28 protein-coding genes and 1 riboswitch are annotated in these 23,123 nt (G+C 32.0%); of the genes, 25 read left to right on the top strand and 3 right to left on the bottom strand.

All coding sequences use genetic code 11. The annotated features are described in order from the left end of the window. The first annotated feature begins 2 nt into the window (after positions 1–2). The 11 genes from CD155_RS06075 to gcvPB all read left to right on the top strand — a co-directional run bounded on the left by CD155_RS06075 (position 3) and on the right by gcvPB (position 8,982). Positions 3–626 (top strand): MBL fold metallo-hydrolase, encoded by a 624-nt coding sequence (locus CD155_RS06075; RefSeq protein ID WP_002443090.1) that lies wholly within the window; start codon positions 3–5, stop codon positions 624–626. A gap of 54 nt (positions 627–680) precedes the next feature. Then, on the top strand, positions 681–1,655 hold the full coding sequence (gene comGA / locus CD155_RS06070) for a competence type IV pilus ATPase ComGA (protein ID WP_103212811.1): 975 nt from the start codon (positions 681–683) through the stop codon (positions 1,653–1,655). After that, positions 1,627–2,694, top strand: coding sequence for a competence type IV pilus assembly protein ComGB (gene comGB, locus CD155_RS06065; RefSeq protein ID WP_103212810.1), 1,068 nt, complete (start codon positions 1,627–1,629; stop codon positions 2,692–2,694). The genes comGA and comGB overlap by 29 nt, the downstream gene beginning before the upstream one ends. A 13-nt stretch (positions 2,695–2,707) precedes the next feature. After that, positions 2,708–3,025: a competence type IV pilus major pilin ComGC gene (comGC, locus tag CD155_RS06060; RefSeq protein WP_002443081.1), complete on the top strand. Its 318-nt coding sequence runs from the start codon at positions 2,708–2,710 to the stop codon at positions 3,023–3,025. Beyond that, positions 3,015–3,452, top strand: coding sequence for a competence type IV pilus minor pilin ComGD (comGD, locus tag CD155_RS06055; protein WP_115177457.1), 438 nt, complete (start codon positions 3,015–3,017; stop codon positions 3,450–3,452). The genes comGC and comGD overlap by 11 nt, the downstream gene beginning before the upstream one ends. Beyond that, positions 3,439–3,732 (top strand): hypothetical protein, encoded by a 294-nt coding sequence (locus CD155_RS06050; protein WP_103212809.1) that lies wholly within the window; start codon positions 3,439–3,441, stop codon positions 3,730–3,732. Before comGD ends, CD155_RS06050 begins: the two co-directional genes overlap by 14 nt. Further along, positions 3,719–4,147, top strand: coding sequence for a competence type IV pilus minor pilin ComGF (locus tag CD155_RS06045; RefSeq protein ID WP_256605058.1), 429 nt, complete (start codon positions 3,719–3,721; stop codon positions 4,145–4,147). Before CD155_RS06050 ends, CD155_RS06045 begins: the two co-directional genes overlap by 14 nt. A 168-nt stretch (positions 4,148–4,315) precedes the next feature. After that, the gene (locus CD155_RS06035) at positions 4,316–4,825 is read left to right on the top strand and encodes a shikimate kinase (RefSeq protein WP_172605822.1); all 510 of its coding nucleotides are present in this window, start codon (positions 4,316–4,318) and stop codon (positions 4,823–4,825) included. Further along, a riboswitch (glycine riboswitch) is annotated at positions 4,822–4,973 on the top strand. (Overlaps the previous gene by 4 nt.) Before the next feature lie 76 nt (positions 4,974–5,049). Further along, positions 5,050–6,141: a glycine cleavage system aminomethyltransferase GcvT gene (gcvT, locus tag CD155_RS06030; protein WP_103212806.1), complete on the top strand. Its 1,092-nt coding sequence runs from the start codon at positions 5,050–5,052 to the stop codon at positions 6,139–6,141. Positions 6,142–6,158: 17 nt separating this feature from the next. Next, positions 6,159–7,505, top strand: coding sequence for an aminomethyl-transferring glycine dehydrogenase subunit GcvPA (gcvPA, locus tag CD155_RS06025; RefSeq protein ID WP_103212805.1), 1,347 nt, complete (start codon positions 6,159–6,161; stop codon positions 7,503–7,505). After that, a complete protein-coding gene (gene gcvPB / locus CD155_RS06020) occupies positions 7,498–8,982 on the top strand; it encodes an aminomethyl-transferring glycine dehydrogenase subunit GcvPB (protein ID WP_103212804.1) in 1,485 nt (494 codons plus the stop codon). Before gcvPA ends, gcvPB begins: the two co-directional genes overlap by 8 nt. A gap of 244 nt (positions 8,983–9,226) precedes the next feature. Here gcvPB and CD155_RS06015 read toward each other — a convergent pair whose 3' ends face one another. After that, entirely contained in the window at positions 9,227–9,613 is a 387-nt protein-coding gene (locus CD155_RS06015) for a rhodanese-like domain-containing protein (RefSeq protein ID WP_002443066.1), read from the bottom strand. A gap of 160 nt (positions 9,614–9,773) precedes the next feature. On the opposite strand from CD155_RS06015, the gene lipM reads away from it, so the two are divergent. After that, positions 9,774–10,604, top strand: coding sequence for an octanoyltransferase LipM (lipM, locus tag CD155_RS06010; RefSeq protein WP_002443064.1), 831 nt, complete (start codon positions 9,774–9,776; stop codon positions 10,602–10,604). Between the two features lie 105 nt (positions 10,605–10,709). Here lipM and CD155_RS06005 read toward each other — a convergent pair whose 3' ends face one another. Both CD155_RS06005 and CD155_RS06000 read right to left on the bottom strand, forming a co-directional pair. Continuing rightward, positions 10,710–10,928, bottom strand: coding sequence for an SA1362 family protein (locus CD155_RS06005; protein ID WP_002443063.1), 219 nt, complete (start codon positions 10,926–10,928; stop codon positions 10,710–10,712). 13 nt (positions 10,929–10,941) lie between these two features. Next, entirely contained in the window at positions 10,942–11,520 is a 579-nt protein-coding gene (locus CD155_RS06000; protein ID WP_049402082.1) for a hypothetical protein, read from the bottom strand. A 103-nt stretch (positions 11,521–11,623) separates the two neighbouring features. Between CD155_RS06000 and CD155_RS05995 the strand changes: the two genes are divergently transcribed. From CD155_RS05995 to CD155_RS05935, 13 genes are all read left to right on the top strand, one after another. Beyond that, the gene (locus tag CD155_RS05995) at positions 11,624–12,685 is read left to right on the top strand and encodes a M24 family metallopeptidase (RefSeq protein ID WP_103212803.1); all 1,062 of its coding nucleotides are present in this window, start codon (positions 11,624–11,626) and stop codon (positions 12,683–12,685) included. A gap of 26 nt (positions 12,686–12,711) precedes the next feature. Further along, positions 12,712–13,269 carry an elongation factor P gene (gene efp / locus CD155_RS05990; RefSeq protein ID WP_002443060.1) on the top strand — a complete coding sequence of 186 codons (558 nt, stop codon included), beginning with the start codon at positions 12,712–12,714 and terminating at the stop codon, positions 13,267–13,269. A 160-nt stretch (positions 13,270–13,429) separates the two neighbouring features. Continuing rightward, entirely contained in the window at positions 13,430–14,452 is a 1,023-nt protein-coding gene (gene argC / locus CD155_RS05985; protein WP_103212802.1) for an N-acetyl-gamma-glutamyl-phosphate reductase, read from the top strand. A gap of 16 nt (positions 14,453–14,468) precedes the next feature. Further along, the gene (argJ, locus tag CD155_RS05980) at positions 14,469–15,662 is read left to right on the top strand and encodes a bifunctional glutamate N-acetyltransferase/amino-acid acetyltransferase ArgJ (RefSeq protein ID WP_103212801.1); all 1,194 of its coding nucleotides are present in this window, start codon (positions 14,469–14,471) and stop codon (positions 15,660–15,662) included. A gap of 9 nt (positions 15,663–15,671) precedes the next feature. Beyond that, positions 15,672–16,415 carry an acetylglutamate kinase gene (argB, locus tag CD155_RS05975; protein ID WP_103212800.1) on the top strand — a complete coding sequence of 248 codons (744 nt, stop codon included), beginning with the start codon at positions 15,672–15,674 and terminating at the stop codon, positions 16,413–16,415. Further along, positions 16,412–17,560 (top strand): acetylornithine transaminase, encoded by a 1,149-nt coding sequence (locus tag CD155_RS05970; RefSeq protein WP_070872138.1) that lies wholly within the window; start codon positions 16,412–16,414, stop codon positions 17,558–17,560. Before argB ends, CD155_RS05970 begins: the two co-directional genes overlap by 4 nt. A gap of 250 nt (positions 17,561–17,810) precedes the next feature. Further along, complete coding sequence (gene accB, locus CD155_RS05965) at positions 17,811–18,284, top strand: acetyl-CoA carboxylase biotin carboxyl carrier protein (protein WP_002443055.1); 474 nt, start codon at positions 17,811–17,813, stop codon at positions 18,282–18,284. Further along, entirely contained in the window at positions 18,284–19,642 is a 1,359-nt protein-coding gene (gene accC / locus CD155_RS05960) for an acetyl-CoA carboxylase biotin carboxylase subunit (protein WP_044466723.1), read from the top strand. Before accB ends, accC begins: the two co-directional genes overlap by 1 nt. An 11-nt stretch (positions 19,643–19,653) precedes the next feature. Continuing rightward, complete coding sequence (locus CD155_RS05955) at positions 19,654–20,016, top strand: Asp23/Gls24 family envelope stress response protein (protein ID WP_002443053.1); 363 nt, start codon at positions 19,654–19,656, stop codon at positions 20,014–20,016. 212 nt (positions 20,017–20,228) lie between these two features. Beyond that, complete coding sequence (gene nusB / locus CD155_RS05950; RefSeq protein WP_103212799.1) at positions 20,229–20,615, top strand: transcription antitermination factor NusB; 387 nt, start codon at positions 20,229–20,231, stop codon at positions 20,613–20,615. An 18-nt stretch (positions 20,616–20,633) separates the two neighbouring features. Next, positions 20,634–21,971 (top strand): exodeoxyribonuclease VII large subunit, encoded by a 1,338-nt coding sequence (gene xseA / locus CD155_RS05945; RefSeq protein ID WP_103212798.1) that lies wholly within the window; start codon positions 20,634–20,636, stop codon positions 21,969–21,971. Further along, complete coding sequence (locus tag CD155_RS05940) at positions 21,964–22,194, top strand: exodeoxyribonuclease VII small subunit (protein WP_037541476.1); 231 nt, start codon at positions 21,964–21,966, stop codon at positions 22,192–22,194. The genes xseA and CD155_RS05940 overlap by 8 nt, the downstream gene beginning before the upstream one ends. Then, complete coding sequence (locus CD155_RS05935) at positions 22,172–23,053, top strand: polyprenyl synthetase family protein (RefSeq protein WP_172605823.1); 882 nt, start codon at positions 22,172–22,174, stop codon at positions 23,051–23,053. Before CD155_RS05940 ends, CD155_RS05935 begins: the two co-directional genes overlap by 23 nt. The last annotated feature ends 70 nt before the right edge of the window (positions 23,054–23,123 follow it).

Here is a 23,123-nt window from a genome sequence, read left to right as displayed (position 1 = left end):
TAATGAGAATTTCCAATTTAACTCTTGGTTTAGTGGATACAAATACGTATTTCATTGAAAATGATGATAGCGTTATTTTAATAGATCCTTCAAGTGAAAGTGATAAAATTATTAAAAAATTAAACCAGATAAATAAACCTTTAAAGGCTGTGCTACTTACACATGCACATTATGATCATATCGGTGCATTGGACGATATAGTTACAAAATATGATGTACCTGTATATATGCATGAAGACGAGTTTGATTTTTTACAGGATCCGGAGAAAAACGGTGCTTCTAAATTCAAACAATATGGTATGCCACAAGTAGTTAGCAATGCGAAACCTTTAAGTATTAATGAAGGGCCTGCCGAAATTAAAGGTTTTAAATTTAATGTATTACACACACCAGGACATTCACCAGGAAGTTTATCATATGTGTTTGATGAATTTGCTGTAGTAGGCGACACTTTATTTAATAATGGTATTGGACGCACAGATCTTTATAAAGGAGATTACGAAACTTTAGTCGACTCTATTAAAGATAAATTATTTGAATTAGAAGGCGACCTTCCATTATTCCCAGGCCATGGTCCTTATACTACAGTGGATGACGAACAATTAAATCCATTTTTAAATGGATAAATCAATAAAGTAATTTTTACACCTCCTACGTTGTTATATGTAGGAGGTGTTTTTATGAAAATGTTATTTCAAGAAATTGTAAATCATGCCATCAATAACAATGTCAGTGATATTCATTTTATTCCAAGTGAGCATCATACACTCATCAAACTTAGAATCAACGATCAATTGATTAATTATGATACGTTAGCTCATCCTATCTATAGTAAATTACTTATCTATATGAAGTTTAAATCAGGATTAGATGTCTCTACCCAACAAGTTGCTCAAAGCGGAAGATATATTTATAAATTAAGGAATATATATTATCTTAGGATTTCTACGCTTCCGCTATCATTAGGAAATGAAAGTTGTGTCATCAGAATCGTTCCTCAATATTTTCAACAAAAAAGAGAGTCTTACGAATTCAATGATTTTAAACACTTAATGAATAAAAAACAAGGATTGTTGCTATTCAGTGGTCCCACAGGTTCAGGAAAGAGTACATTGATGTATCAAATGGTCATGCATGCACATAAAAATCTGAATTTAAATGTTATTTCTATTGAAGACCCGGTTGAGCAATTACTAGATGGTATCACTCAAATATCAGTTAACGAAAAAGCAGGTATTAATTATGCTAATTCATTTAAAGCTATATTAAGATGTGATCCTGATGTCATTTTAATAGGAGAAATTAGAGATGCATACGTAGCAAAGTGCGTCATTCAAGCTAGTTTAAGTGGTCACTTAGTATTAACTACATTACATGCAAATGATTGTAAAGGAGCCTTACTCAGACTGCAAGAGATGGGAGCAACTGTACAAGAGTTATGTCAATCTATTAGTTTAATATCTAATCAAAGGTTAATTACAACGACTGCAAAGTCACGACAATTAGTATGTGAAGTGATGCACCAAAATCAAGTCAATTATTTCTTTGAACATAACCACGCATTACCTAAGACTTTCACAAATTTGTCCACACATCTAAGTAATATGTCTAAGGAAGGTATTATCTGTGAAGAAATTGTCGACAAATATATTTAAATTTAAAAAGCGAAAAAATCTTACCGAGCCTCAGTTAATTGAATTGCTTCAACGACTTAATCAATTATTACAAAATGGCTTTACTTTATTTGAAAGTTTCAGCTTTCTAAATTTACACTTCCCTTATAAAAATAAAACGATAGGTCAAAATATCATTGAATCATTACAAACAGGCGCAACATGTTATGAAATTTTAAAAATAATAGGCTATCCTGAAATCATCCTTAATCAAATTAAATTCGCAGAACAATATGGAAAACTTGAGAATGCGATAACAGATTCAATTGATTATATGAAGAGGAATTATAAAGCTAAAAAAGCACTCATTAAAACCATACAATATCCCATAGTATTAATAAGCATCTTCCTAGTGATGCTTATCGTTTTGAATATGACAGTTATTCCACAGTTCCAACAATTATATTCTACGATGAATGTAGAATTATCTACCTTTCAAAATATACTTACTTTTATCATAACGAAACTTCCAAACTTTTTATTTCTATTTCTGATTTTATCAATGATCATTTACTTTTCATTCATTACACTTTTAAATAAATTACCCATTGATAAAAAAATAGATTACATCCTCAAAATCCCAATTTTAAACTCTTATTACAAAATATATAGAACTTATCAGTTTTCTAATGAACTTTCATTATTCTATAAAAACGGTGTTAGTCTCCAACGTATCGTCTTTATCTATAAAAATGAACAAAACAACGAATTCTTTAAATACTTGGGAAGTCAATTATTAGAAGGAGCTGATAACGGAAGAACACTTCCGCTTATATTAAAAAATTTAAAATGCTTTAAAAATGATTTAATAAAATTTATCGAGCAGGGAGAAAAAAGTGGAAAGTTAGATATAGAGCTTAAATTATATAGTCAAATGCTATTGCAACATTTTGAAGATAAAGTCATAAAACAAACAAAATTGATCCAACCAGTTATTTTCTTTATTTTAGGCTTGTTTATTGTGTCTTTATATCTCGTCATCATGCTACCTATGTTTGAACTTATGCAAACGATTAAGTAAAGGAGAAGTCATTATGAACTTATTAAAAAAATTTAAAAAATCCAAAGCTTTTACACTTATTGAAATGTTACTAGTACTTTTAATTATCAGTTTATTACTGATTTTAATAATCCCTAATATTGCAAAGCAAACAGCACACATTCAATCTACTGGTTGCGATGCACAAGTTAAAATGGTAAATAGTCAAATTGAAGCATACGCATTGAAACATAATCGCAACCCGAGTAACATACAAGAATTAATTTCCGACGGTTTTATTAAAGAAGGACAGAAAAATTGCAAATCAGGACAAACAATTAGTATAGCTAACGGTGAAGCAGTTGCGAATTAGTAAAATAAACGCCTTCACACTTATAGAAATGATTATCATATTATTTATTATAAGTATATTATCAGTCACAACTTTGTGGTCTAGAAGTCTTATCAACTTACAGATAGTTAATGAAGAACACGAAATTAAACACTTCATTACAAAACTTAATTATTTTAAATCTAAAGCAATAAGTTCAAATAGTTCTATCGCTTTAATTTTCACTAATAATTCTGATACCATTCGGGTTGTCGAAGAGAAAGGCAACAAATATAAGTTTAATATTCCACACGGCAAAATAGTGAATATAGCGAAAATTAAAACCTTAAATTTTAATAAAGAGGGCAACATAAACCATTTTGGTTCACTTATTATTGCCATGAATCAACATACTTACAAAATAATTTTACACATTGAAAAGGGACGTATAAGATATGTTCAAATTTAAACTTAAAGCATCTTTATTATTAGATGGTTTACTTGCCTTTTTTATTATAGGAATTATCACGCTCATTTTTGTACCATCGCTTTCCTCATTTAATCAAACTTATCAACTCAATTTAAAAACCTTAGAAATCAAAAAAATCATACTTACTAGCATTTCTCATTTCAACGAAAATCAACTTAAACAAGGAATCGTGATAGAAAAATATGAAATTCAATTATCTCATGACAAAATTTGTGGTAAAGATAAAGAATTTAAAATCGAAACTTGTGTCTCACTATAAAATACCTGCATTTACTTTTATCGAATTACTCTTTACCTTGTCTATAGTACTTCTTAGCTTTTCATTATTACCAACTCTCATACATCTTACTTCCCATTATCTGAATTTAGCGCAAGACAATGACGATATAGAGTTTGAATTCTTTTCTCGAGATATATTAAAAGAAGCGCAACAATATAACAATCATATTAGTATTGAAGATTCATCGAAATTAATTATTCGAGGTAAGGAAGAAGAGATTAGATATATATTTAACCACAATAAAATTTATAAAAATATTAACCATAAAGGAAACATTACGTTATTGAATAATGTCGTTTCTAGCAAAATCATAAAAACGAACAATAAAACAATAAAAATAGAATTAAAGATAGGGGATACGAACAATACGAAAGACAAAACCATCATTTTATAAACAAAAGGCGTTCATTAGCTTATATTTAATAGTAATTTTTTCATTTTATTTATCAATTATATCTTTTTATATGACTCAATATGGTTTAAAATTAAAGACAATACATAACTTAGATATTTACTACAATAAAGTTATCGTTAATAAGTTAAAAAAGGCAGATTAAAATTGATGAAGAATAAAGTACCTATTATATTCATTGGCTTTATGGGCACTGGTAAAACAACTATTGGACAATATCTCTCTGAATTACAAAATTTAAGTTATGTTGATTTAGATCAATACATTGAATTAAATGAAGAGAAATCAATTCCAGATATTTTCAATGACAAAGGCGAGCATGAATTTCGCAAATTAGAATTTAAGTATTTAAAAGAGTGTCTAGATATTTTTGATATTATCTCAACAGGTGGAGGTATAATTGAGAATAGCGACTCATTAGCACTACTTAAAATGCAAAGACATGTTATCTGGCTAGATTGTAATATCGACGTTATTTATCGTCGCATTGTGAGTGATCCACATAGACCAAACGCCAAAAACAAGACGCTTGAACAACTAAATGCCTTGTATTTATCAAGGATTTCAAGATATAATGAAATCGCATTCATCAAGGTGAATAGTGGACTTACAGTTTCAGAGATTTATGAGGAAATTATAGAAAAATTATCTTGCGATTGATCAGTATTAGAGAGAATAAAGTAAAATATAATGTAATATTCTAGTTAATGTTTTTAGAATATTGTTAAAATTTAACTTTATCGCCGAAGGTGCAAGTTATATCAAATTATATAACGAAACTCTCAGGCAAAAGGATAATACTGTAACGCGTTCCTGGATGGATTATTTAAACAGGGTAGCTTTTAAGCTATTCTGTTTTTTAAATATTTATAGGAGGTTTTCAAATGACTGAAGAATTAAAAAAGACGCCTTTGTATCAAAATTATATAGATAGCGGTGCAAAAATAGTTGAATTTGGTGGATGGGCGATGCCTGTTCAATTTTCAAGTATTAAAGAAGAGCATAATGCTGTTAGATATGAAATAGGTTTATTTGATGTAAGCCACATGGGCGAAATAGAAATATCTGGTAATGAAGCCTTTCAATTTGTTCAATATATCTTATCAAACGATGCGAACAACCTTACAGATAATAAAGCAATGTATACTGCTTTATGTAATGACGAAGGTGGCATCATTGATGATTTAGTTACATATAAATTAGCAGATGATCGATTTTTATTAATTGTTAATGCAGCAAATACTGACAAAGATTTTAATTGGATCTCTAAACAGAGTAAAAATTTTGATGTTAACGTTAATAATACTTCTGATGAATACGGTCAACTTGCTATACAAGGGCCTAAAGCAAGAGACCTTGTTAACGAAAATGTAGATATCGATGTTAGCGATATGAAAATGTTTGAGTTTAAACAAAATGTCGATTTATTTGGTAAAAAGGTAATTCTTTCTCAATCAGGCTATACAGGCGAGGATGGTTTTGAAATTTACTGTAAATCTGAAGACACAGTGGATATATGGAATCAATTACTCAAACATGATGTAGTTCCATGTGGATTAGGTGCTCGTGATACATTACGTCTTGAAGCAGGTTTACCACTACATGGTCAAGATTTAACTGAATCTATTACACCTTATGAGGGTGGAATTGCATTTGCAGCGAAACCACTTATCGAAGACAACTTTATAGGTAAATCAGTACTAAAAGACCAAAAGGAAAATGGTTCTACTAAAAGAACTGTCGGATTAGAATTACTCGACAAAGGTATTGCGAGAACAGGTTATGAAGTTCTAAACCTTGAAGGTAATCAAATTGGAGAAGTAACTTCAGGTACCCAATCTCCTTCATCAGGTAAATCAATTGCTTTGGCTATTATCGATAGAGATGCTTTTGAAATGGGAAAAGAAGTACTTGTTCAAGTTCGTAAACGACAAGTTAAAGCTAAAATTGTGAAGAAGAATCAAATTACTAAATAAACAGAGGGGTGTAAATAGTGAGTCATCGTTATATACCTTTAACAGATCAAGACAAGCAAGAAATGCTAGATACTATTGGAGCAAAATCAATTTCAGAATTATTTGGTGATGTCCCAGCCGATATTTTATTAGATAGAAATTTAAATATTGAAAAAGGTGAAGCAGAAACAAGCTTAGTTAGAAGACTTAACCTTCTTGCGAACAGAAATATCACAAAGGAAACACATGCATCATTTTTAGGCGCTGGTGTTTATGATCATTACACTCCCGCTGTTGTAGATGCGATGATTTCTAGATCAGAGTTTTATACTGCTTATACACCATACCAACCAGAAATTTCTCAAGGTGAATTACAAGCTATTTTTGAATTTCAAACTTTAATTTGTGAATTAACAGAAATGGATGTTGCAAACTCTTCAATGTATGATGGTATGACTAGTTTTGCAGAAGCTTGTATTTTGGCATTCAGCCATACTAAAAAGAACAAAGTCGTTGTTTCAAAGGGATTACATTATCAAGCATTACAAGTCCTCCATACTTATGCTAAAACACGTAAAGAATTTGAAGTGGTTGAAATCGACCTAGATGGAACAATTACAGACTTAGAAAAGTTAGAACAAGCTGTTGATGATGATACAGCTGCTGTAGCCGTTCAATACCCAAATTTCTACGGCTCAATTGAAGATCTTGAAAAAATAAACAACTTTATTAAAGATAAGAAAGCATTATTCATCGTATACGCCAATCCACTCGCTTTAGGCTTATTAACACCTCCCGGAGCTTTTGGCGCTGACATCGTCGTAGGGGATACACAACCTTTCGGTATTCCTACACAATTTGGTGGTCCACATTGTGGTTATTTTGCTACAACTAAAAAATTGATGCGTAAAGTACCTGGTCGTTTAGTAGGACAAACTAAAGATGAAGAAGGCAATCGTGGCTTTGTATTGACGTTACAAGCTAGAGAACAACATATTAGAAGAGATAAAGCTACTTCAAATATTTGTTCTAACCAAGCATTAAATGCTTTAGCTTCTTCTATTGCTATGTCAGCATTAGGTAAACAAGGTATCTATGACATAGCAGTTCAAAATTTAAAACATGCAAATTACGCAAAAAATCAATTTAAAGCTCAAGGATTTGAAGTTTTAGATGGTAATTCATTTAATGAATTTGTAGTTAAATTTGACGAACCAATCAAAGAAGTAAATTTAAAATTAGCGGATGAAGGTTATATCGGTGGCTTTGATTTAAGTGAAGTATCAAGTGATTTCAAGAATCATATGCTTGTAGCCGTAACCGAATTAAGAACCAAAGATGAAATTGATACATTCGTTCAGAAAGCTGGTGAATTAAATGGTTAGAAAATCAAGCCCACTTATCTTTGAAAGATCTAAAAAAGGAAGATATGCATATTCATTACCACAAAGTGATATTGAGGACATTTCAATTTCTTCTGTTTTAGATGATAAATTTGTTCGAAAAGAGAAAGCTGAGTTTCCAGAAGTTGCAGAACTCGATTTAGTTCGTCATTACACTGAACTTTCAAATAAAAACTTTGGTGTTGATACAGGTTTTTATCCTCTAGGATCATGTACAATGAAATACAATCCTAAAGTAAATGAAAAGGTTGCTAGAATACCCGGATTTAGCGAATCCCATCCACTTCAAGAAGAGGAACATATCCAAGGTTCTTTAGAAATTATTTATAGTTTGCAAGAAGAATTAAAAGAAATCACTGGGATGGATGAAGTAACGCTACAACCAGCTGCTGGTGCACACGGTGAATGGACAGCTTTAATGATTTTCAAAGCGTATCATGAAAACAATGGTCAAGGCCACAGAGACGAGGTCATCGTACCAGACTCTGCACACGGTACAAACCCAGCTTCAGCATCTTTTGCTGGATTTAAATCAGTAACAGTTAAATCAAACGAACGTGGCGAGGTTGACATTGAAGATTTAAAACGAGTGGTTAATGACAACACTGCTGCGATCATGTTAACCAATCCAAATACTTTGGGTATTTTCGAGAAAAATATTATGGAGATTAGAGAAATCGTTCATGAAGCTGGTGGATTACTTTACTACGATGGCGCGAACTTAAACGCAATTATGGATAAAGTTCGACCTGGCGACATGGGATTTGATGCAGTTCACTTAAACCTACACAAAACGTTTACCGGACCTCATGGCGGTGGCGGACCTGGTTCTGGACCAGTTGGGGTTGTTAAAGAACTAGCCAGTTACTTACCTAAACCAATGGTTATCAAAGATGGAGATTTTTATAAATATGATAATGATATTCAAAATTCCATCGGTAGAGTGAAACCATTCTATGGTAACTTTGGTATTTATTTAAGAGCTTATACTTATATTAGAACAATGGGCGCAGAAGGACTCAAAGAAGTTTCAGAAGCTGCAGTACTCAATGCAAATTATATTAAAGCACGTTTGAAAGACCATTTTGAAATTCCTTATGAACAATATTGCAAACACGAATTCGTCTTAAGTGGAAACAAACAAAAACAATACGGTGTACGTACTTTAGATATGGCTAAAAGGTTACTAGACTTTGGCGTACATCCACCAACAATCTATTTCCCACTAAATGTTGAAGAAGGCATGATGATTGAACCGACTGAAACAGAATCTAAAGAGACATTAGATCACTTTGTAGATGCACTTATTCAAATTTCTGAGGAAGCCAAAGAAAACCCAGATATGGTACTGGAAGCGCCACATACTACTATAATTGATAGATTAGATGAAACTACAGCAGCACGTAAACCAATTCTTAAATTTGAAGAATTAAAAGAAGAAAAGACTATCGAACACTAAATAAATAGGGGAAGCGTCGCCCTAAAAATTAAAGCCAATAAATGAATTTTTAAATCAAGTTCATTTATTGGCTTCTTCTATAATCAAATACTGGATTTTTCTCTTATCTTAAAGTATCACTTAATCCAAGTTCACAACGAACTTTGTATATTCAAATAGATATAAAGATACCCTCGAAAATGATGACATTGTCATATCATCTTCGAGGGTAAATTTTAATTCACGGATAAATGTTATCGTAAAATTATTTTTTCGATTTAATTTTACCTGTCCATTTTTTATATCCGCCTTTTAGCATATAGATATCTTTAAATCCATTTTTTCTTAATATACGAGCGGCACGATAACTTGCAATTCCATTTGCATCACATAAATAAACAGGTTGATCTTTTCTTAATCCTTGATAACGTTGTTTAAAAATTGTGATTGGAATGTTTCGTGCACCATTAATATGTCCATAATCATAATCCACTTTCTCCCGAACATCTATTACTTGAGCTTTTCTCAAGCCTTTGTGGAATTCATTTTGGTCTAATTCTTTTACAGCTCGTTTATTAAAAATCTGTTGGACGACCATATATGCAATGATAATCACTATGATTCCAATTGCAATGTACAAAGAGATACTCATCTTGCATCCTCCCTAATTAACCGATATTATAATTATAAGACTGTTAGGGCAATTTATCAAAATATTTTTACGTGTGAGTTTATGTTTTAATCATATAATCTTAATATACATAGATATACTTAATGGTTTAGATTTCAAACATTTTGTTAGGGGTTTTTTTATGACTGAAACTTGGAATTTTATCAATACAGGTAGTCAAGATCCATATTACAATATGGCTATGGATGAGGCACTGCTTAATTTTGTTTCAAGAGGAGAAATTGATCCTGTAATACGATTTTATACATGGGATCCAGCAACACTTTCAATAGGTTATTTCCAAAGATTACAGAAAGAAATAGATATTGAAAAAGTTAAAGAAAAAGGATTTGGTTTAGTTCGACGTCAAACTGGGGGCAGAGGCGTTTTACATGACAAAGAATTAACTTATAGCGTTATTGTACCTGAATCTCATCCAAATATGCCTTCAACTATAACTGAAGCTTATCGTGTAATTTCTCAGGGATTGCTTGAAGGATTCAAAAATTTAGGTTTTGAAACTTATTTTGCTGTACCTCGTTCAAAAGAAGAACGTGAAAAATTAAAACAACCAAGAAGTTCCGTTTGTTTTGATGCACCAAGTTGGTATGAATTAGTTGTAGAAGGTAGAAAAATTGCTGGAAGTGCTCAAACAAGACAAAAAGGGGTTATCTTGCAACACGGGTCTATTTTACAAGATATTGATATAGACGAGTTATTTGATATGTTTATTTTTAAAAATGACCGATTAAAAGCAAAAATGAAAGAGGCTTTTGTAGAAAAAGCAGTAGCCATCAATGACATATCAGAAAAGCACATTACTTTAGAAGAGATGGAACAAGCATTTGAAGAAGGGTTCAAGACTGGGTTAAATATTGATTTCAAACCGTTAAAACTCTCTGACCAACAAATGGCTGAAGTCAAAGAATTAGAAGAAAAGTATCGTTCTGACGAATGGATGTATCGAAAATAAAATTATAATAATAAAAAAGCATTGAAGTTAATTGTTCTACATGTATTTCACCCTCAAATTCACTTTGAAAAGGGAACATGGAATTAACTTCAATGCTTTTATTTACTAATGTTTCTTGTTTCTTCGTTTATATTTTCTTGCAGCTCTTTTATATTTTCTTTGGTCTTCTGTTAAAAAGAAGAAGTAATATATAAGATAAATGATTAACGCTATCACTGCAAAACTGATTAAAGTTTTAACAATAGAAAATAGAAATTCATCTAAATTCATGATTAAACCAAAAGCAGCTATTGCTAAAACGATATAAAAAATGATATGACGCATTTAAAAACTCCTATTAACTTATATTGGAACTTACAGTCGCAAGTTTTTGCTGACCTTTTTTAATTTGCTTACTATCTTTAGATTGATAGCCATTTCGGATTTTATCCATAGCACTAGATAAATCTTTATCAAATTTACTGATTTCTTTTCTTTTTTGTTTATCTTCTTCAGATTTTGAATCACTATCTATAGAACTTTTATATTTAGAATATGCTTCATCAATTTCATTTGAAATTTTATCTAACTTATCCTGTACATCTTTCTTACCTTTATTCTTGGAAACGTCAGACTCAACATTTCTATAATCACCAATCGCATTAGCGATTTTATCATAATAATCAGAAGATGCTTTTAAATTTTTTATTTTCAATTTATTAGAGGACGTTTTTTTACTATTTTCTTTATCTTGTTGTAATCCAGCAATTTTTGATTTTTGGTTACTTATATCTTCATTAAGTTGCTGTATATCTAACTTAAGTTGGTGGTTATTATCTCGTAATTTAGTGGTTTTATCCTCTAAGGGTGCCAAATTTTGGCTCCCACAACCCGCTAACAAACAAGATGCTCCAAGCACTAATATAAACTTTTTCATTGTATTCTCCCTAAACCAAAAACTATTATTCTCATTATTAATTATGCTATCATTTTAATGTATAAAATAAAAATGTACAAACGTTAACATAGGAGTGATATAAATGAATAAATTGGAACAAGTTCATGAAATCTTAAATCATAAACGTTTGGATGCAATGATTGTTTTGTCTGATTTCAACAGAAGATATCTTTCAGGATTCACTGGTACAAGTGGTGCGTTAATTATCACGCATAATAAGAATTATCTGGTTACTGATTTTAGATATATTGAACAGGCGACTAAGCAAGCTCCAGAATTTGAAATAATCAATCGCCAAAATGGTTTAATCACAGAAATCAAAAATATATTAGAACAAGCGCAATTATCTAATATTGGATTTGAAGGCCATCAAATTAGTTATGATACATATGTTGAATTAAATAAAGGGATGATTACCTTAATTAGTATTTCTGATTCTATCGATAAAATTAGAAAAGTGAAAAGTGAAGAGGAAATTAAACTGATACAAAAAGCTGCAGAAATTGTAGACAAAACGTATGACTATATTTTAACTGTAGTAAAAGTGGGTATGAGCGAAAGAGAAATCAAGGCATTGCTTGAAAGTAAAATGTTAGAATTAGGTGCAGATGGACCATCTTTTGATACAATAGTAGCATCAGGATATAGAGGTGCCTTACCACACGGTGTTGCAAGTGATAAACTTATCGAAAAAGGCGATATGATTACACTAGATTTCGGAGCATACTATAGAGGTTATTGCTCTGATATTACACGAACGTTTGCTATAGGAGAACCTGATCCTAAGATGAAAGAGATTTACAACATCGTGTTGTCATCACAAATTAAAGCGATTGATGAAATTCGCCCTGGCATGACTGTTCAAGAAGCCGATGCATTATCAAGAGATTACATCGACGCACACGGTTATGGTCAAGAATTTGGTCATTCTTTAGGACATGGTATTGGTTTAGATATTCATGAAGGCCCATTGCTATCTAAAAATAGCACAGGCGAGTTACAAGTCAATAACTGTGTTACAATTGAACCCGGTATTTATGTCGATGGTCTGGGTGGCGTTAGAATTGAAGATGACATTTTAATTACGGAAAATGGCTGTGATGTCTTTACTAAATGCACAAAAGACCTTATTATTTTAGAGTAAGCGCGTATAATTGAGGAGGAGACTGAATGATTTCAGTAAATGATTTTAAAACAGGCTTAACAATTTCTGTAGATAATGGAATTTGGAAAGTAATTGATTTCCAACACGTAAAACCAGGAAAAGGTTCAGCATTTGTTCGTTCAAAATTACGTAATTTAAGAACAGGTGCAATCCAAGAAAAAACATTTAGAGCTGGCGAAAAAGTTGAACAAGCGATGATTGAAAATCGTCGTATGCAATACTTATACGCTGATGGCGATAATCATATTTTCATGGATAATGAAACATTCGATCAAATCGAATTACCTGGCGACTACTTAAAAGATGAATTAAACTATTTAAAAGCAAATATGGAAGTTCAAGTTCAATCATATGAAAGTGAAATCATTGGAGTTGAACTACCTAAGACAGTTGAACTAGAAGTAACTGAAACAGAACCAGGTATCAAAGGTGATACAGCTACAGGTGCAACTAAATCTGCAACTGTGGAAACTGGCTATACTTTAAATGTACCTTTATTCGTTAATGAAGGTGATATTTTAGTAATTAATACTGGTGACGGAAGTTACATTTCAAGAGGATAACTTTTAATACTTTATAATTTTCCAACCCCTAAAGGCTGCATCCATAGATGTAGTATACTTTAGGGGTTTCTTTTGTGATGTATATTCATTCAATTTTAACGTTGTAAAATAGTATAATATATGTATAATATTACATAATAATACATAAAGGGGTTTAAATATGCACATATCTATTGTTGGTATTACAGGTTATTCAGGTTTAGAACTATTACGCTTAGCACTCAATCATCCACGTATCACTATTGCTTCGATTCATGCTACTAAAGAGATTGGTAAATCAATCTCCGATATCTTTCCACATTTAAAAGGGATATGTGACTTAAAAATAGAACCGTTTAATAGTAGTTATATTATGAATCAATCTGATTTAGTATTTTTCGCTACACCAAGTGGCGTTGCTAAAAACTTATCACGAGCTTTTGTAGAAGCAAATTTTCCTGTCATTGATTTATCAGGGGACCATCGCTTAAGTCCCGATATATATGAAAATTGGTATCATAATACACCTGTCGACAAAGACATTCAGACTCAATTTGTTTATGGTTTAGCAGAATTTACTGACTTAAATCATCAAAAGTTCATTGCAAATCCTGGATGTTATGCGACTGCAACTGAACTGGCTTTAATTCCTTTAATAAAAAACCGCCTAATTGATATCGATTCTATTATTGTGGATGCAAAGAGTGGATTGTCTGGAGCAGGAAAAGCATTATCGAACATCTCACATTATGTAAATGTTAATAATAATTACACTACATATAAGTTAAATACGCACCAACACATCCCAGAGATTATTCAAGCGTTAAAAATTTTTAATCCAAATATACAGAATATTCAGTTTTCTACATCTTTATTACCACTTAACCGAGGCATTGTCGCAACAATTTATTGTCGACTTAATAGAAACTCCAACCCGGAAGACATTAGAAATGCTTATTTAAAAATATACGAAGACAAACCTTTCGTAAGAATTAAAGAATCAATTCCAGAATTACATGATGTTGTTGGTTCCAATTATACAGATATTGGCTTTCAATATAACAAACACACACAAGTACTCACAATTGTTTCTGTTATTGATAATTTAATAAAAGGCGCAGCAGGTCAAGCACTACAAAGTTTAAATTTAATGTACGGCTTTAATGAAACAGAAGGTCTTGAATCTTCTCCATTTTATCTATAGTTAGGTGGTATGAAATATGAAAGTGATTGAAGGTAATATTGCTAGTCCATTAGGTTTCTCAGCCGACGGACTTCATGCAGGATTTAAAAGAAAGAAATTAGATTTTGGATGGATAGTATCAGAAGTCCCTGCCAATGTTGCGGGTGTTTTTACAACTAATAAAGTCATCGCGGCACCTCTTATTTTAACTCAATCTTGTATTGAAAATGAAGGTCAAATGCAAGCAATTGTCGTTAACTCTGGAATAGCTAATTCGTGTACTGGTGAACAGGGACTACAAGATGCTCATACAATGCAACAATGGGCTGCTGAAAAACTACAAATTAAAAAAGAATACGTCGGTGTAGCTTCTACAGGTGTCATCGGTGAAATGATGCCAATGAATATTCTTGAAAATGGTTTTTCAAAACTGGTTATCAACGGTAATGCTGATGATTTCGCAAAATCAATATTAACTACTGATAAAGATACAAAAACGTGTGTTGTTACAGAAACATTTGATAAAGATATCGTGACTATGGCAGGTGTTGCTAAAGGTTCTGGAATGATACACCCAAACATGGCTACAATGCTAGCATTCATTACTTGTGACGCAAACATATCTACCCAAACACTTCAACAAGCGCTTAGCGAAATCGTACAGATCACATTTAATCAAATTACTGTAGATGGAGATACCTCAACAAATGATATGGTCATTGTCATGTCAAACGGATGTACAAACAATAAAGAAATTTTACCTAACACATCTGACTATACTAAGTTTAAAGCTATGCTTTTTCATATTATGCAAGATTTAGCAAAAAAGATTGCAAAAGATGGGGAAGGCGCAACCAAATTAATAGAAGTCAATGTCACAGGTGCACAAAATTCAGAATCAGCACGTATGATAGCTAAATGTATCGTAGGGTCGAGCTTAGTTAAGACTGCTATTTTTGGCGAAGATCCTAATTGGGGAAGAATTATTGCTGCAGCAGGATACGCAGACACAACTTTCAATCCTAATCAAATAGATATTGCAATAGGAAACATTACCGTGCTTTCTAAATCTTCTCCAATCCATTTCGACAAAGAAGAAATGCAAGATATCATGAGTAAGGATGAAGTAACTATACATATGAACCTCAATGGTGGTCAATGCGAGGGAAAAGCTTGGGGATGCGACTTATCATATGATTATGTAAAAATTAATGCATTATATACAACATAGGAGGGCAACATGAAGAATATTATAGTCATAAAAATTGGAGGTATAGCTACTGAAAATTTGAACTCGGAGTTTATAGAACAAATTGTAAAATGGCATGAACAAAATAAGCAAATGATTATAGTTCATGGAGGAGGTTTAGTGATTAGCCAAACCCTTCAAGAACATAAACATATAACTCATAAAGTAAATGGCATTAGAATTACTTCTAAAGAAGACTTACCTTTGATTTATCACGCTTTAGTGGATAAAGTAGGCAAACAACTTATCCATCAATTGAAAACGACCAACTTAAATATCGTTCAATGTACAGATATTTTAAAAGACTTAGTCAAAGCCCAATTTCTGTATAAAGATTTGTATGGATATGTTGGAAAAGTAAAAGAAATTAACGTTGGTATCCTCAAAACAATCACCTCTCACAATGCAATTCCAGTATTAGCAAGTTTAGGCGTCAACGATAAAGATGAATGGTTAAATATTAACGCCGATTATTTGGCAACTTCATTAGCAATAACTTTGAAAGCTGAACAACTCATCTTAATGACTGATGTACCTGGAGTAATTGATAATAATTCCGTCATAGATACGTTAACAATCCATCAAGCAAAAGATGAAATTCGAGATAATATTATTAAAGGTGGCATGATACCGAAAGTAGAAAGTGCTATCCATACTGTCCAATCAGGTGTAGCACGGGTGATGATTAGTAACAACTTGAAATCAGGTACGATAATCAGAGGTGATATAAAATGAGCTATCTATTTAAAAATTACTTGCGTGCAAATATAGAATTTATTAAAGCAAATGGCAATGAGTTAATCGATCAAACTGGTCGTTCATATATTGATTTCTCATCAGGAATTGGCGTAACCAATTTAGGATTTAACGAAGATGTAAAAGAAGCCGTAGAACAACAATTACAACTCATTTGGCATTCGCCAAATATTTACAAAAGTCAGCTACAAGAAAAAGTTGCTGAAAAATTAATTAGAACTGATGACTATGTGGCATTCTTTTGTAATAGTGGGACTGAAGCAAACGAAGCAGCGATTAAGCTTGCTCGAAAAACGACTGGCAAAACTGAAATCATTGCTTTTCATCAATCTTTTCATGGACGTACATATGGTTCAATGTCAGCTACTGGTCAAGATGCGATCAAATTAAATTTTGAACCTGTTGTTCCAGGATTTAAATTTGCTGAATTCAACAATTTCTCTTCATTTAAATCTTTAGTCACGAAGGATACAGCAGCAGTAATGCTCGAACTTATTCAGGGCGAATCTGGTGTAAGGCCTGCAAACAAAACCTTCATTCAGCAATTGGTAGAATTTTGTAACCAACATCACATACTAGTGATTATAGATGAAATTCAAACAGGTATAGGCAGAACTGGAAAGTTATTTGCGTATGAGCACTATGATATAAGTCCTGATATCATCACTTTAGCTAAAGGTTTAGGTAATGGCATACCTGTAGGTGCACTACTCGGTAAAAGAAATATTAGTGACGCGTTTGGTTATGGTAGCCATGGTACAACTTTTGGTGGCAATAGACTAGCAATGGCGGCAGCACTTAAAACGCTAGAAATTGTTAATGATTCAAATTTTCTAGAAAGTGTTTATCATAAAGGTCAATATCTATTAAATTGTTTAAATAAAGTTTTCATCGATTATCCACGTGTAACTGATATTCGTGGAAAGGGATTAATGATAGGGATAGAAACGACATGCAATATAAACGAAATAGTTTCTAAAGCAAGAACAAAAGGTTTAATTGTTTTAACTGCCGGCACAAATGTAATCCGTCTTTTACCACCTTTAACAATTACATATGAACAAATTGAAGAGGGCGTTTCAATTCTTAAGGAAAGTTTTAATGAACTGGATTTAGAACAATAACTATGAGTTATGCAATAAATAAGAAATTGCCCATTTATACTTTAAGACTGAAGAAATCATGCGCATTATTTTAATATTTATAATTTAATGCGTAAATGCTTCAGTCTTTTAATTTTGGTTATCCTTTTCCAAAATCATAAGTTATTATGCTAGTTATCCATGTGTCATCGTATGAACATGCTTGAATTGAGTCATTTACTCAAGTAAAATAGACGGGTAGATGAAAACAAACCTAAGGAGTCAGTACGAAATGAACTTTAAAGAAATAAAAGAATTAATTGAAATTCTTGATCAATCTAACTTAACAGAAATAAATATTGAGGATAATAAAGGTAGCGTAGTAAATCTTAAAAAAGAAAAGGAAACTGAAATTATTACGCCACAAGTTGCTCAACAACCAGCACAACAAATTGCTCAACCACAAGCGGCACCACAACCTCAAGTGTCAGCTGATGCAGGGAATGATACACAAGAATCAGCTAGTGATAATTACGAAACAATCAATGCACCGATGGTAGGTACATTCTATAAATCACCATCACCAGAAGAAGATGCTTATGTTCAAGTAGGGGACAAAGTTTCAAATGATTCAACTGTATGTATTTTAGAAGCAATGAAATTATTCAATGAAATTCAAGCTGAAACATCAGGTGAAATCGTAGAAATTTTAGTAGAAGACGGACAAATGGTAGAGTATGGCCAGCCGTTATTTAAGGTGAAATAATGAATAAGATTTTAATTGCTAATCGTGGTGAAATTGCTGTTAGAATTATTCGTGCAGCTCACGATTTAGGTATTCAAACAGTAGCAATATATTCTGAAGGAGATAAAGACGCATTACATACTCAAATTGCTGATGAAGCTTATTGCGTCGGACCTACTTTATCTAAAGATTCTTATTTGAATATACCTAACATCTTATCTATAGCAACTTCTACTGGCTGTGATGGTATCCATCCTGGTTATGGCTTTTTAGCTGAAAATGGAGACTTTGCAGAATTATGCGAAGCGTGTCAACTTAAATTTATAGGACCTAGTTATCAATCTATCCAAAAAATGGGAATTAAAGATGTAGCTAAAGCAGAAATGATTAAAGCGAACGTTCCTGTTGTTCCAGGAAGTGAAGGACTTATTCAAAGTATAGATGATGCTAAGAAAGTCGCTAAAAAAATTGGATATCCTGTAATCATTAAAGCAACTGCAGGTGGCGGCGGTAAAGGAATTCGCGTGGCACGTGATGAAAAAGAACTTGAAACTGGCTACCGTATGACCCAACAAGAAGCTGAAACTGCTTTCGGTAATGGTGGTTTATATCTTGAGAAATTCATTGAAAACTTTAGACATATAGAAATACAAATTATTGGAGATAGTTATGGTAACGTCATTCACTTAGGGGAACGTGATTGTACAATACAACGTAGAATGCAAAAATTAGTTGAAGAAGCACCTTCTCCAATTCTTAGCGAAGAGAAACGACAAGAGATGGGTAATGCTGCTGTAAGAGCTGCAAAAGCTGTCAATTATGAAAATGCTGGTACAATCGAATTTATTTATGACCTTGATGATGATAAATTCTATTTCATGGAAATGAACACACGTATTCAAGTAGAACATCCAGTTACTGAAATGGTTACGGGTGTGGATTTAGTTAAATTACAATTAAAAGTAGCTATGGGTGAAGCTTTACCATTTAAACAAGAGGAAATTACTATCAATGGTCATGCAATAGAATTTCGTATCAATGCTGAAAATCCATATAAAGACTTTATGCCTTCACCTGGTAAAATCACTCAGTATCTAGCACCAGGTGGTTTCGGAGTAAGAATCGAATCAGCATGTTATACTAATTACACAATACCACCGTATTATGACTCTATGGTAGCTAAACTCATCGTACATGAACCTACGAGAGATGAAGCAATTATGACTGGTGTTCGAGCTTTAAGTGAATATTTAGTACTAGGGATAGATACAACTATTCCATTCCATTTAAGACTTTTAAATAATGACATATTTAGAAGTGGCGAATTTAACACTAAATTCTTAGAGAAATATAATATTATGAGTGATAATCAATCATAGGAGGTTATAGAATGGTCAATGTAGCAGATTATTCTCAATCTAATCTAGGAAAAATTGAAATTGCACCCGAAGTATTATCTGTTATCGCAAGTATTGCGACATCAGAGGTTGATGGAATTACAGGCCATTTTGCTGAATTAAAAAAGACAAATTTAGAAAAAATTAGTCGAAAGAACCTCTATAGAGATGTAAAAATTGAAGCTAAAGATGATGGTATTTATATAGATGTATACTGTGCACTCAAACATGGCGTGAATATATCTAAAACGGCAAAGAAAATTCAAGCTTCAATTTTCAATTCAATAACGACTATGACAGCAATTGAACCAAATCAAATTAACATTCATATTACACAAATCGTTGTAGAAAAATAAATAAATTTTAATGCGGAAGTGGGTCAGAAATATAACATAGGAGAATTAATTTTGTTATCCCACATCCAACGGCAAGTATGGCTAGAATTGAGTGTAGCTCGCTTTAAGCACACTTTCAATTCAGACATATTCGCCACAATATAAATAAGGCTGAGATAATAAATGATGTCCCAGCCTTATTAATTATATTAATACGTTTGAAGGAGTAAAATATGAGTCGTAAAGAATCTAGAATTCAAGCTTTTCAAACTTTATTTCAATTAGAAATGAAAGATACAGATTTAACAATTATTGAAGCAATTAATTTCATTAAAGATGATCATCCAGAATTAGATTTTGATTTTATTCATTGGTTGGTTACAGGTGTTAAAGACCATGAATCTGTTTTAGATGAAAAAATTAAACCACATTTAAAAGATTGGTCTATTGAACGTCTACTTAAATCCGATCGCATTATTCTTAGAATGGCGACTTTTGAAATGCTACATAGTGACACACCGGAAAAAGTGATTATCAACGAAGCTGTAGAACTAACTAAACAATTTAGCGACGATGATCACTACAAATTTATCAATGGTGTTTTAAGTAATATAAATTAATTAAAATGAGTGATATTTATGACTGAATATTTAAGTGTTTCTACTCTAACTAAATACATCAAATATAAATTTGATCAAGATCCTCATTTACAATCTGTTCTATTAAAAGGAGAACTTTCAAATTTCAAGAAACATTCAAGTGGCCATTTATACTTTAATGTTAAAGATAAAGAGTCTGTGATTAGTGCAATGATGTTCAAAGGAAATGCTTCCAAATTAGGTTTCGAACCCAAAGAGGGGGACGAAGTACTATTGGAAGCTCGAGTCTCTGTTTACGAGAGAAGAGGTAACTATCAAATTTATGTGAATAAAATGCAACTTGATGGAATAGGAAACTTATACCAAAAGTTAGAAGAACTCAAAAAGAAACTTGCTAAAGAGGGATATTTTGATAATAACATCAAAAAACCTATACCAAAGTTTCCTAAGAAAATAGCTGTACTCACTGCAAGTACTGGTGCTGCAATTAGAGATATTCATTCTACAATTAACAGTAGATATCCCTTAGTGGAACAAATTCAAATTAGTACCTTAGTACAAGGAACTCAGGCTAAAGAAGATATCATCGAAAAAATTCAATATGCCGACTCTCTAAATGTAGATACTATTATTGTTGGTCGTGGTGGCGGTTCAATTGAGGATTTATGGAATTTCAATGAAGAAGAGGTTGTTAAAGCTATCTATCAATGTACTACACCAATCATTTCAGCTGTAGGACATGAAACTGACTTTACTTTAAGTGATTTTGTGGCAGATTTCAGAGCGGCAACACCAACTCAAGCCGCCGTAATTGCAACACCTGATCAATATGAATTAATGCAACAAATTAAGCAATATCAATTCTCGTTGACACGATTTATCAAACAATACATTGAGCAACAAAAGAAACAGTTAAGTCATTTATCATCCTATTATAAATTTAAACAACCTTCTTTATTGTATGATCAACAGATTCAAAAACGTGATGATTTGGAAAAGCAACTGAAACAAATCACACTCACTAACATTGAAAGACAACACCAACATCTTAAGTTATTAAGACAAAATTTTAATTTAAGAATACTTAGCCAACATATTAACCAGGATAAACAAAATATTTCACAACTTCGTTCTCGAATGTCTCAAAAAATAAACAATGATTTATCCAAAATGAAAGCAGATTTAAAAAATAAAATTGAAAATCTCAATAATTTAAGTCCTACCAATACAATGTTACGTGGTTATGCAATTGTGAATAAAGATGATAAGGTTGTTACAAGCACACATGATTTATCAGAAAATGATTCAATTTCTTTAACAATGAAAGATGGAAATGTCGACGCAATTGTCAAGAAAGTAAGGTGTAATGATGAGTAAAGAAAAGCAAAGTTTTGAAGAAATGATGCAAGAATTAGAAAGCATTGTTCAAAAACTAGATAATGAAACTGTCTCTTTAGAAGAGTCACTAGATTTATATCAACGAGGAATGAAATTATCAACTGCTTGTGATTCAACTTTAAAAGATGCTGAAAAGAAAGTGAATAAATTAATGCAAGAAGAAGCTGAGGATCAAGAAAATGAAGAAGCCGACAATGAATAATTTAATTGAACAAATTAATACTAAATTAAATCAGTCAATTCAAAATTCATCATTAAACACTGATTTAGAAGAAAGCATGATGTACTCTCTTCAAGCAGGCGGCAAAAGAATTAGACCCGTTTTATTATTATTAACACTTAATATGTTAAAAGGTGACTATGATAAAGGGGTACAAAGTGCCTTAGCACTTGAAATGATTCATACTTACTCCTTAATTCACGATGATTTACCTGCAATGGATGACGATGACTATCGCCGCGGTAAACTAACCAATCACAAAGTATACGGTGAATGGAAAGCAATATTAGCTGGAGACGCACTTCTAACAAAAGCTTTTGAATTGGTTTCTAACGATGAATTAATTGTAGATCAAGTTAAAGTCAAATTAGTACAAAGGTTATCTAAGGCAAGTGGTCATCTAGGCATGGTAGGCGGTCAAACTCTAGACATGCAAAGTGAAAATAAAACGGTTGATTTAACTACTTTAGAAGCGATCCATAAAGCTAAGACTGGTGCGTTACTTACTTTTGCAGTAATGGCTGCAGTTGATATCGCTCAAGTCGATCAAGAGACATCTGATCACTTAGAAAAATTTAGTCAACATTTAGGGCTGATGTTCCAAATCAAAGATGATTTATTAGATGTTTATGGTGATGAAGAAAAACTTGGAAAAGCTGTTGGAAGCGACGAAACGAATCATAAAAGCACTTATGTTTCATTGTTAGGAAAAGAAGGCGCAGAAGATAAATTAGATTATCATATGAAACAAGCATTATATTGTCTAGATTGTTTACCATCACAATTTGACACTGCTCAATTAAAGGAAATTGTAGATTTATTTTATAATAGAGATCATTAAGATTAATGAACGATTGATGAAAAATTGCATCAATCGTTTTTCTTTTTATCCTAACTTTATACGCATATAC

This window comes from Staphylococcus caprae, assembly GCF_002902725.1.
Classification (GTDB): domain Bacteria; phylum Bacillota; class Bacilli; order Staphylococcales; family Staphylococcaceae; genus Staphylococcus; species Staphylococcus caprae.
The sequence above is the reverse complement of the archived record's forward strand: the minus strand, read 5'-3'. Positions and strand labels throughout refer to the sequence as shown.

Coding starts and splice junctions, on each gene's coding strand:
- argB (WP_103212800.1), top strand. CDS start 15,672: ATGAAGAATATTATAGTCATAAAAATTGGAGGTATAGCTACTGAAAAT.
- efp (WP_002443060.1), top strand. CDS start 12,712: ATGATTTCAGTAAATGATTTTAAAACAGGCTTAACAATTTCTGTAGAT.
- nusB (WP_103212799.1), top strand. CDS start 20,229: ATGAGTCGTAAAGAATCTAGAATTCAAGCTTTTCAAACTTTATTTCAA.
- CD155_RS05940 (WP_037541476.1), top strand. CDS start 21,964: ATGAGTAAAGAAAAGCAAAGTTTTGAAGAAATGATGCAAGAATTAGAA.
- accC (WP_044466723.1), top strand. CDS start 18,284: ATGAATAAGATTTTAATTGCTAATCGTGGTGAAATTGCTGTTAGAATT.
- gcvT (WP_103212806.1), top strand. CDS start 5,050: ATGACTGAAGAATTAAAAAAGACGCCTTTGTATCAAAATTATATAGAT.
- argC (WP_103212802.1), top strand. CDS start 13,430: ATGCACATATCTATTGTTGGTATTACAGGTTATTCAGGTTTAGAACTA.
- comGA (WP_103212811.1), top strand. CDS start 681: ATGAAAATGTTATTTCAAGAAATTGTAAATCATGCCATCAATAACAAT.
- xseA (WP_103212798.1), top strand. CDS start 20,634: ATGACTGAATATTTAAGTGTTTCTACTCTAACTAAATACATCAAATAT.
- CD155_RS06035 (WP_172605822.1), top strand. CDS start 4,316: ATGAAGAATAAAGTACCTATTATATTCATTGGCTTTATGGGCACTGGT.
- CD155_RS06050 (WP_103212809.1), top strand. CDS start 3,439: ATGTTCAAATTTAAACTTAAAGCATCTTTATTATTAGATGGTTTACTT.
- CD155_RS05970 (WP_070872138.1), top strand. CDS start 16,412: ATGAGCTATCTATTTAAAAATTACTTGCGTGCAAATATAGAATTTATT.
- gcvPB (WP_103212804.1), top strand. CDS start 7,498: ATGGTTAGAAAATCAAGCCCACTTATCTTTGAAAGATCTAAAAAAGGA.
- comGC (WP_002443081.1), top strand. CDS start 2,708: ATGAACTTATTAAAAAAATTTAAAAAATCCAAAGCTTTTACACTTATT.
- CD155_RS05955 (WP_002443053.1), top strand. CDS start 19,654: ATGGTCAATGTAGCAGATTATTCTCAATCTAATCTAGGAAAAATTGAA.
- CD155_RS06015 (WP_002443066.1), bottom strand. CDS start 9,613: ATGAGTATCTCTTTGTACATTGCAATTGGAATCATAGTGATTATCATT.
- CD155_RS06000 (WP_049402082.1), bottom strand. CDS start 11,520: ATGAAAAAGTTTATATTAGTGCTTGGAGCATCTTGTTTGTTAGCGGGT.
- accB (WP_002443055.1), top strand. CDS start 17,811: ATGAACTTTAAAGAAATAAAAGAATTAATTGAAATTCTTGATCAATCT.
- CD155_RS06005 (WP_002443063.1), bottom strand. CDS start 10,928: ATGCGTCATATCATTTTTTATATCGTTTTAGCAATAGCTGCTTTTGGT.
- argJ (WP_103212801.1), top strand. CDS start 14,469: ATGAAAGTGATTGAAGGTAATATTGCTAGTCCATTAGGTTTCTCAGCC.
- CD155_RS05995 (WP_103212803.1), top strand. CDS start 11,624: ATGAATAAATTGGAACAAGTTCATGAAATCTTAAATCATAAACGTTTG.
- CD155_RS05935 (WP_172605823.1), top strand. CDS start 22,172: ATGAAGAAGCCGACAATGAATAATTTAATTGAACAAATTAATACTAAA.
- lipM (WP_002443064.1), top strand. CDS start 9,774: ATGACTGAAACTTGGAATTTTATCAATACAGGTAGTCAAGATCCATAT.
- CD155_RS06075 (WP_002443090.1), top strand. CDS start 3: ATGAGAATTTCCAATTTAACTCTTGGTTTAGTGGATACAAATACGTAT.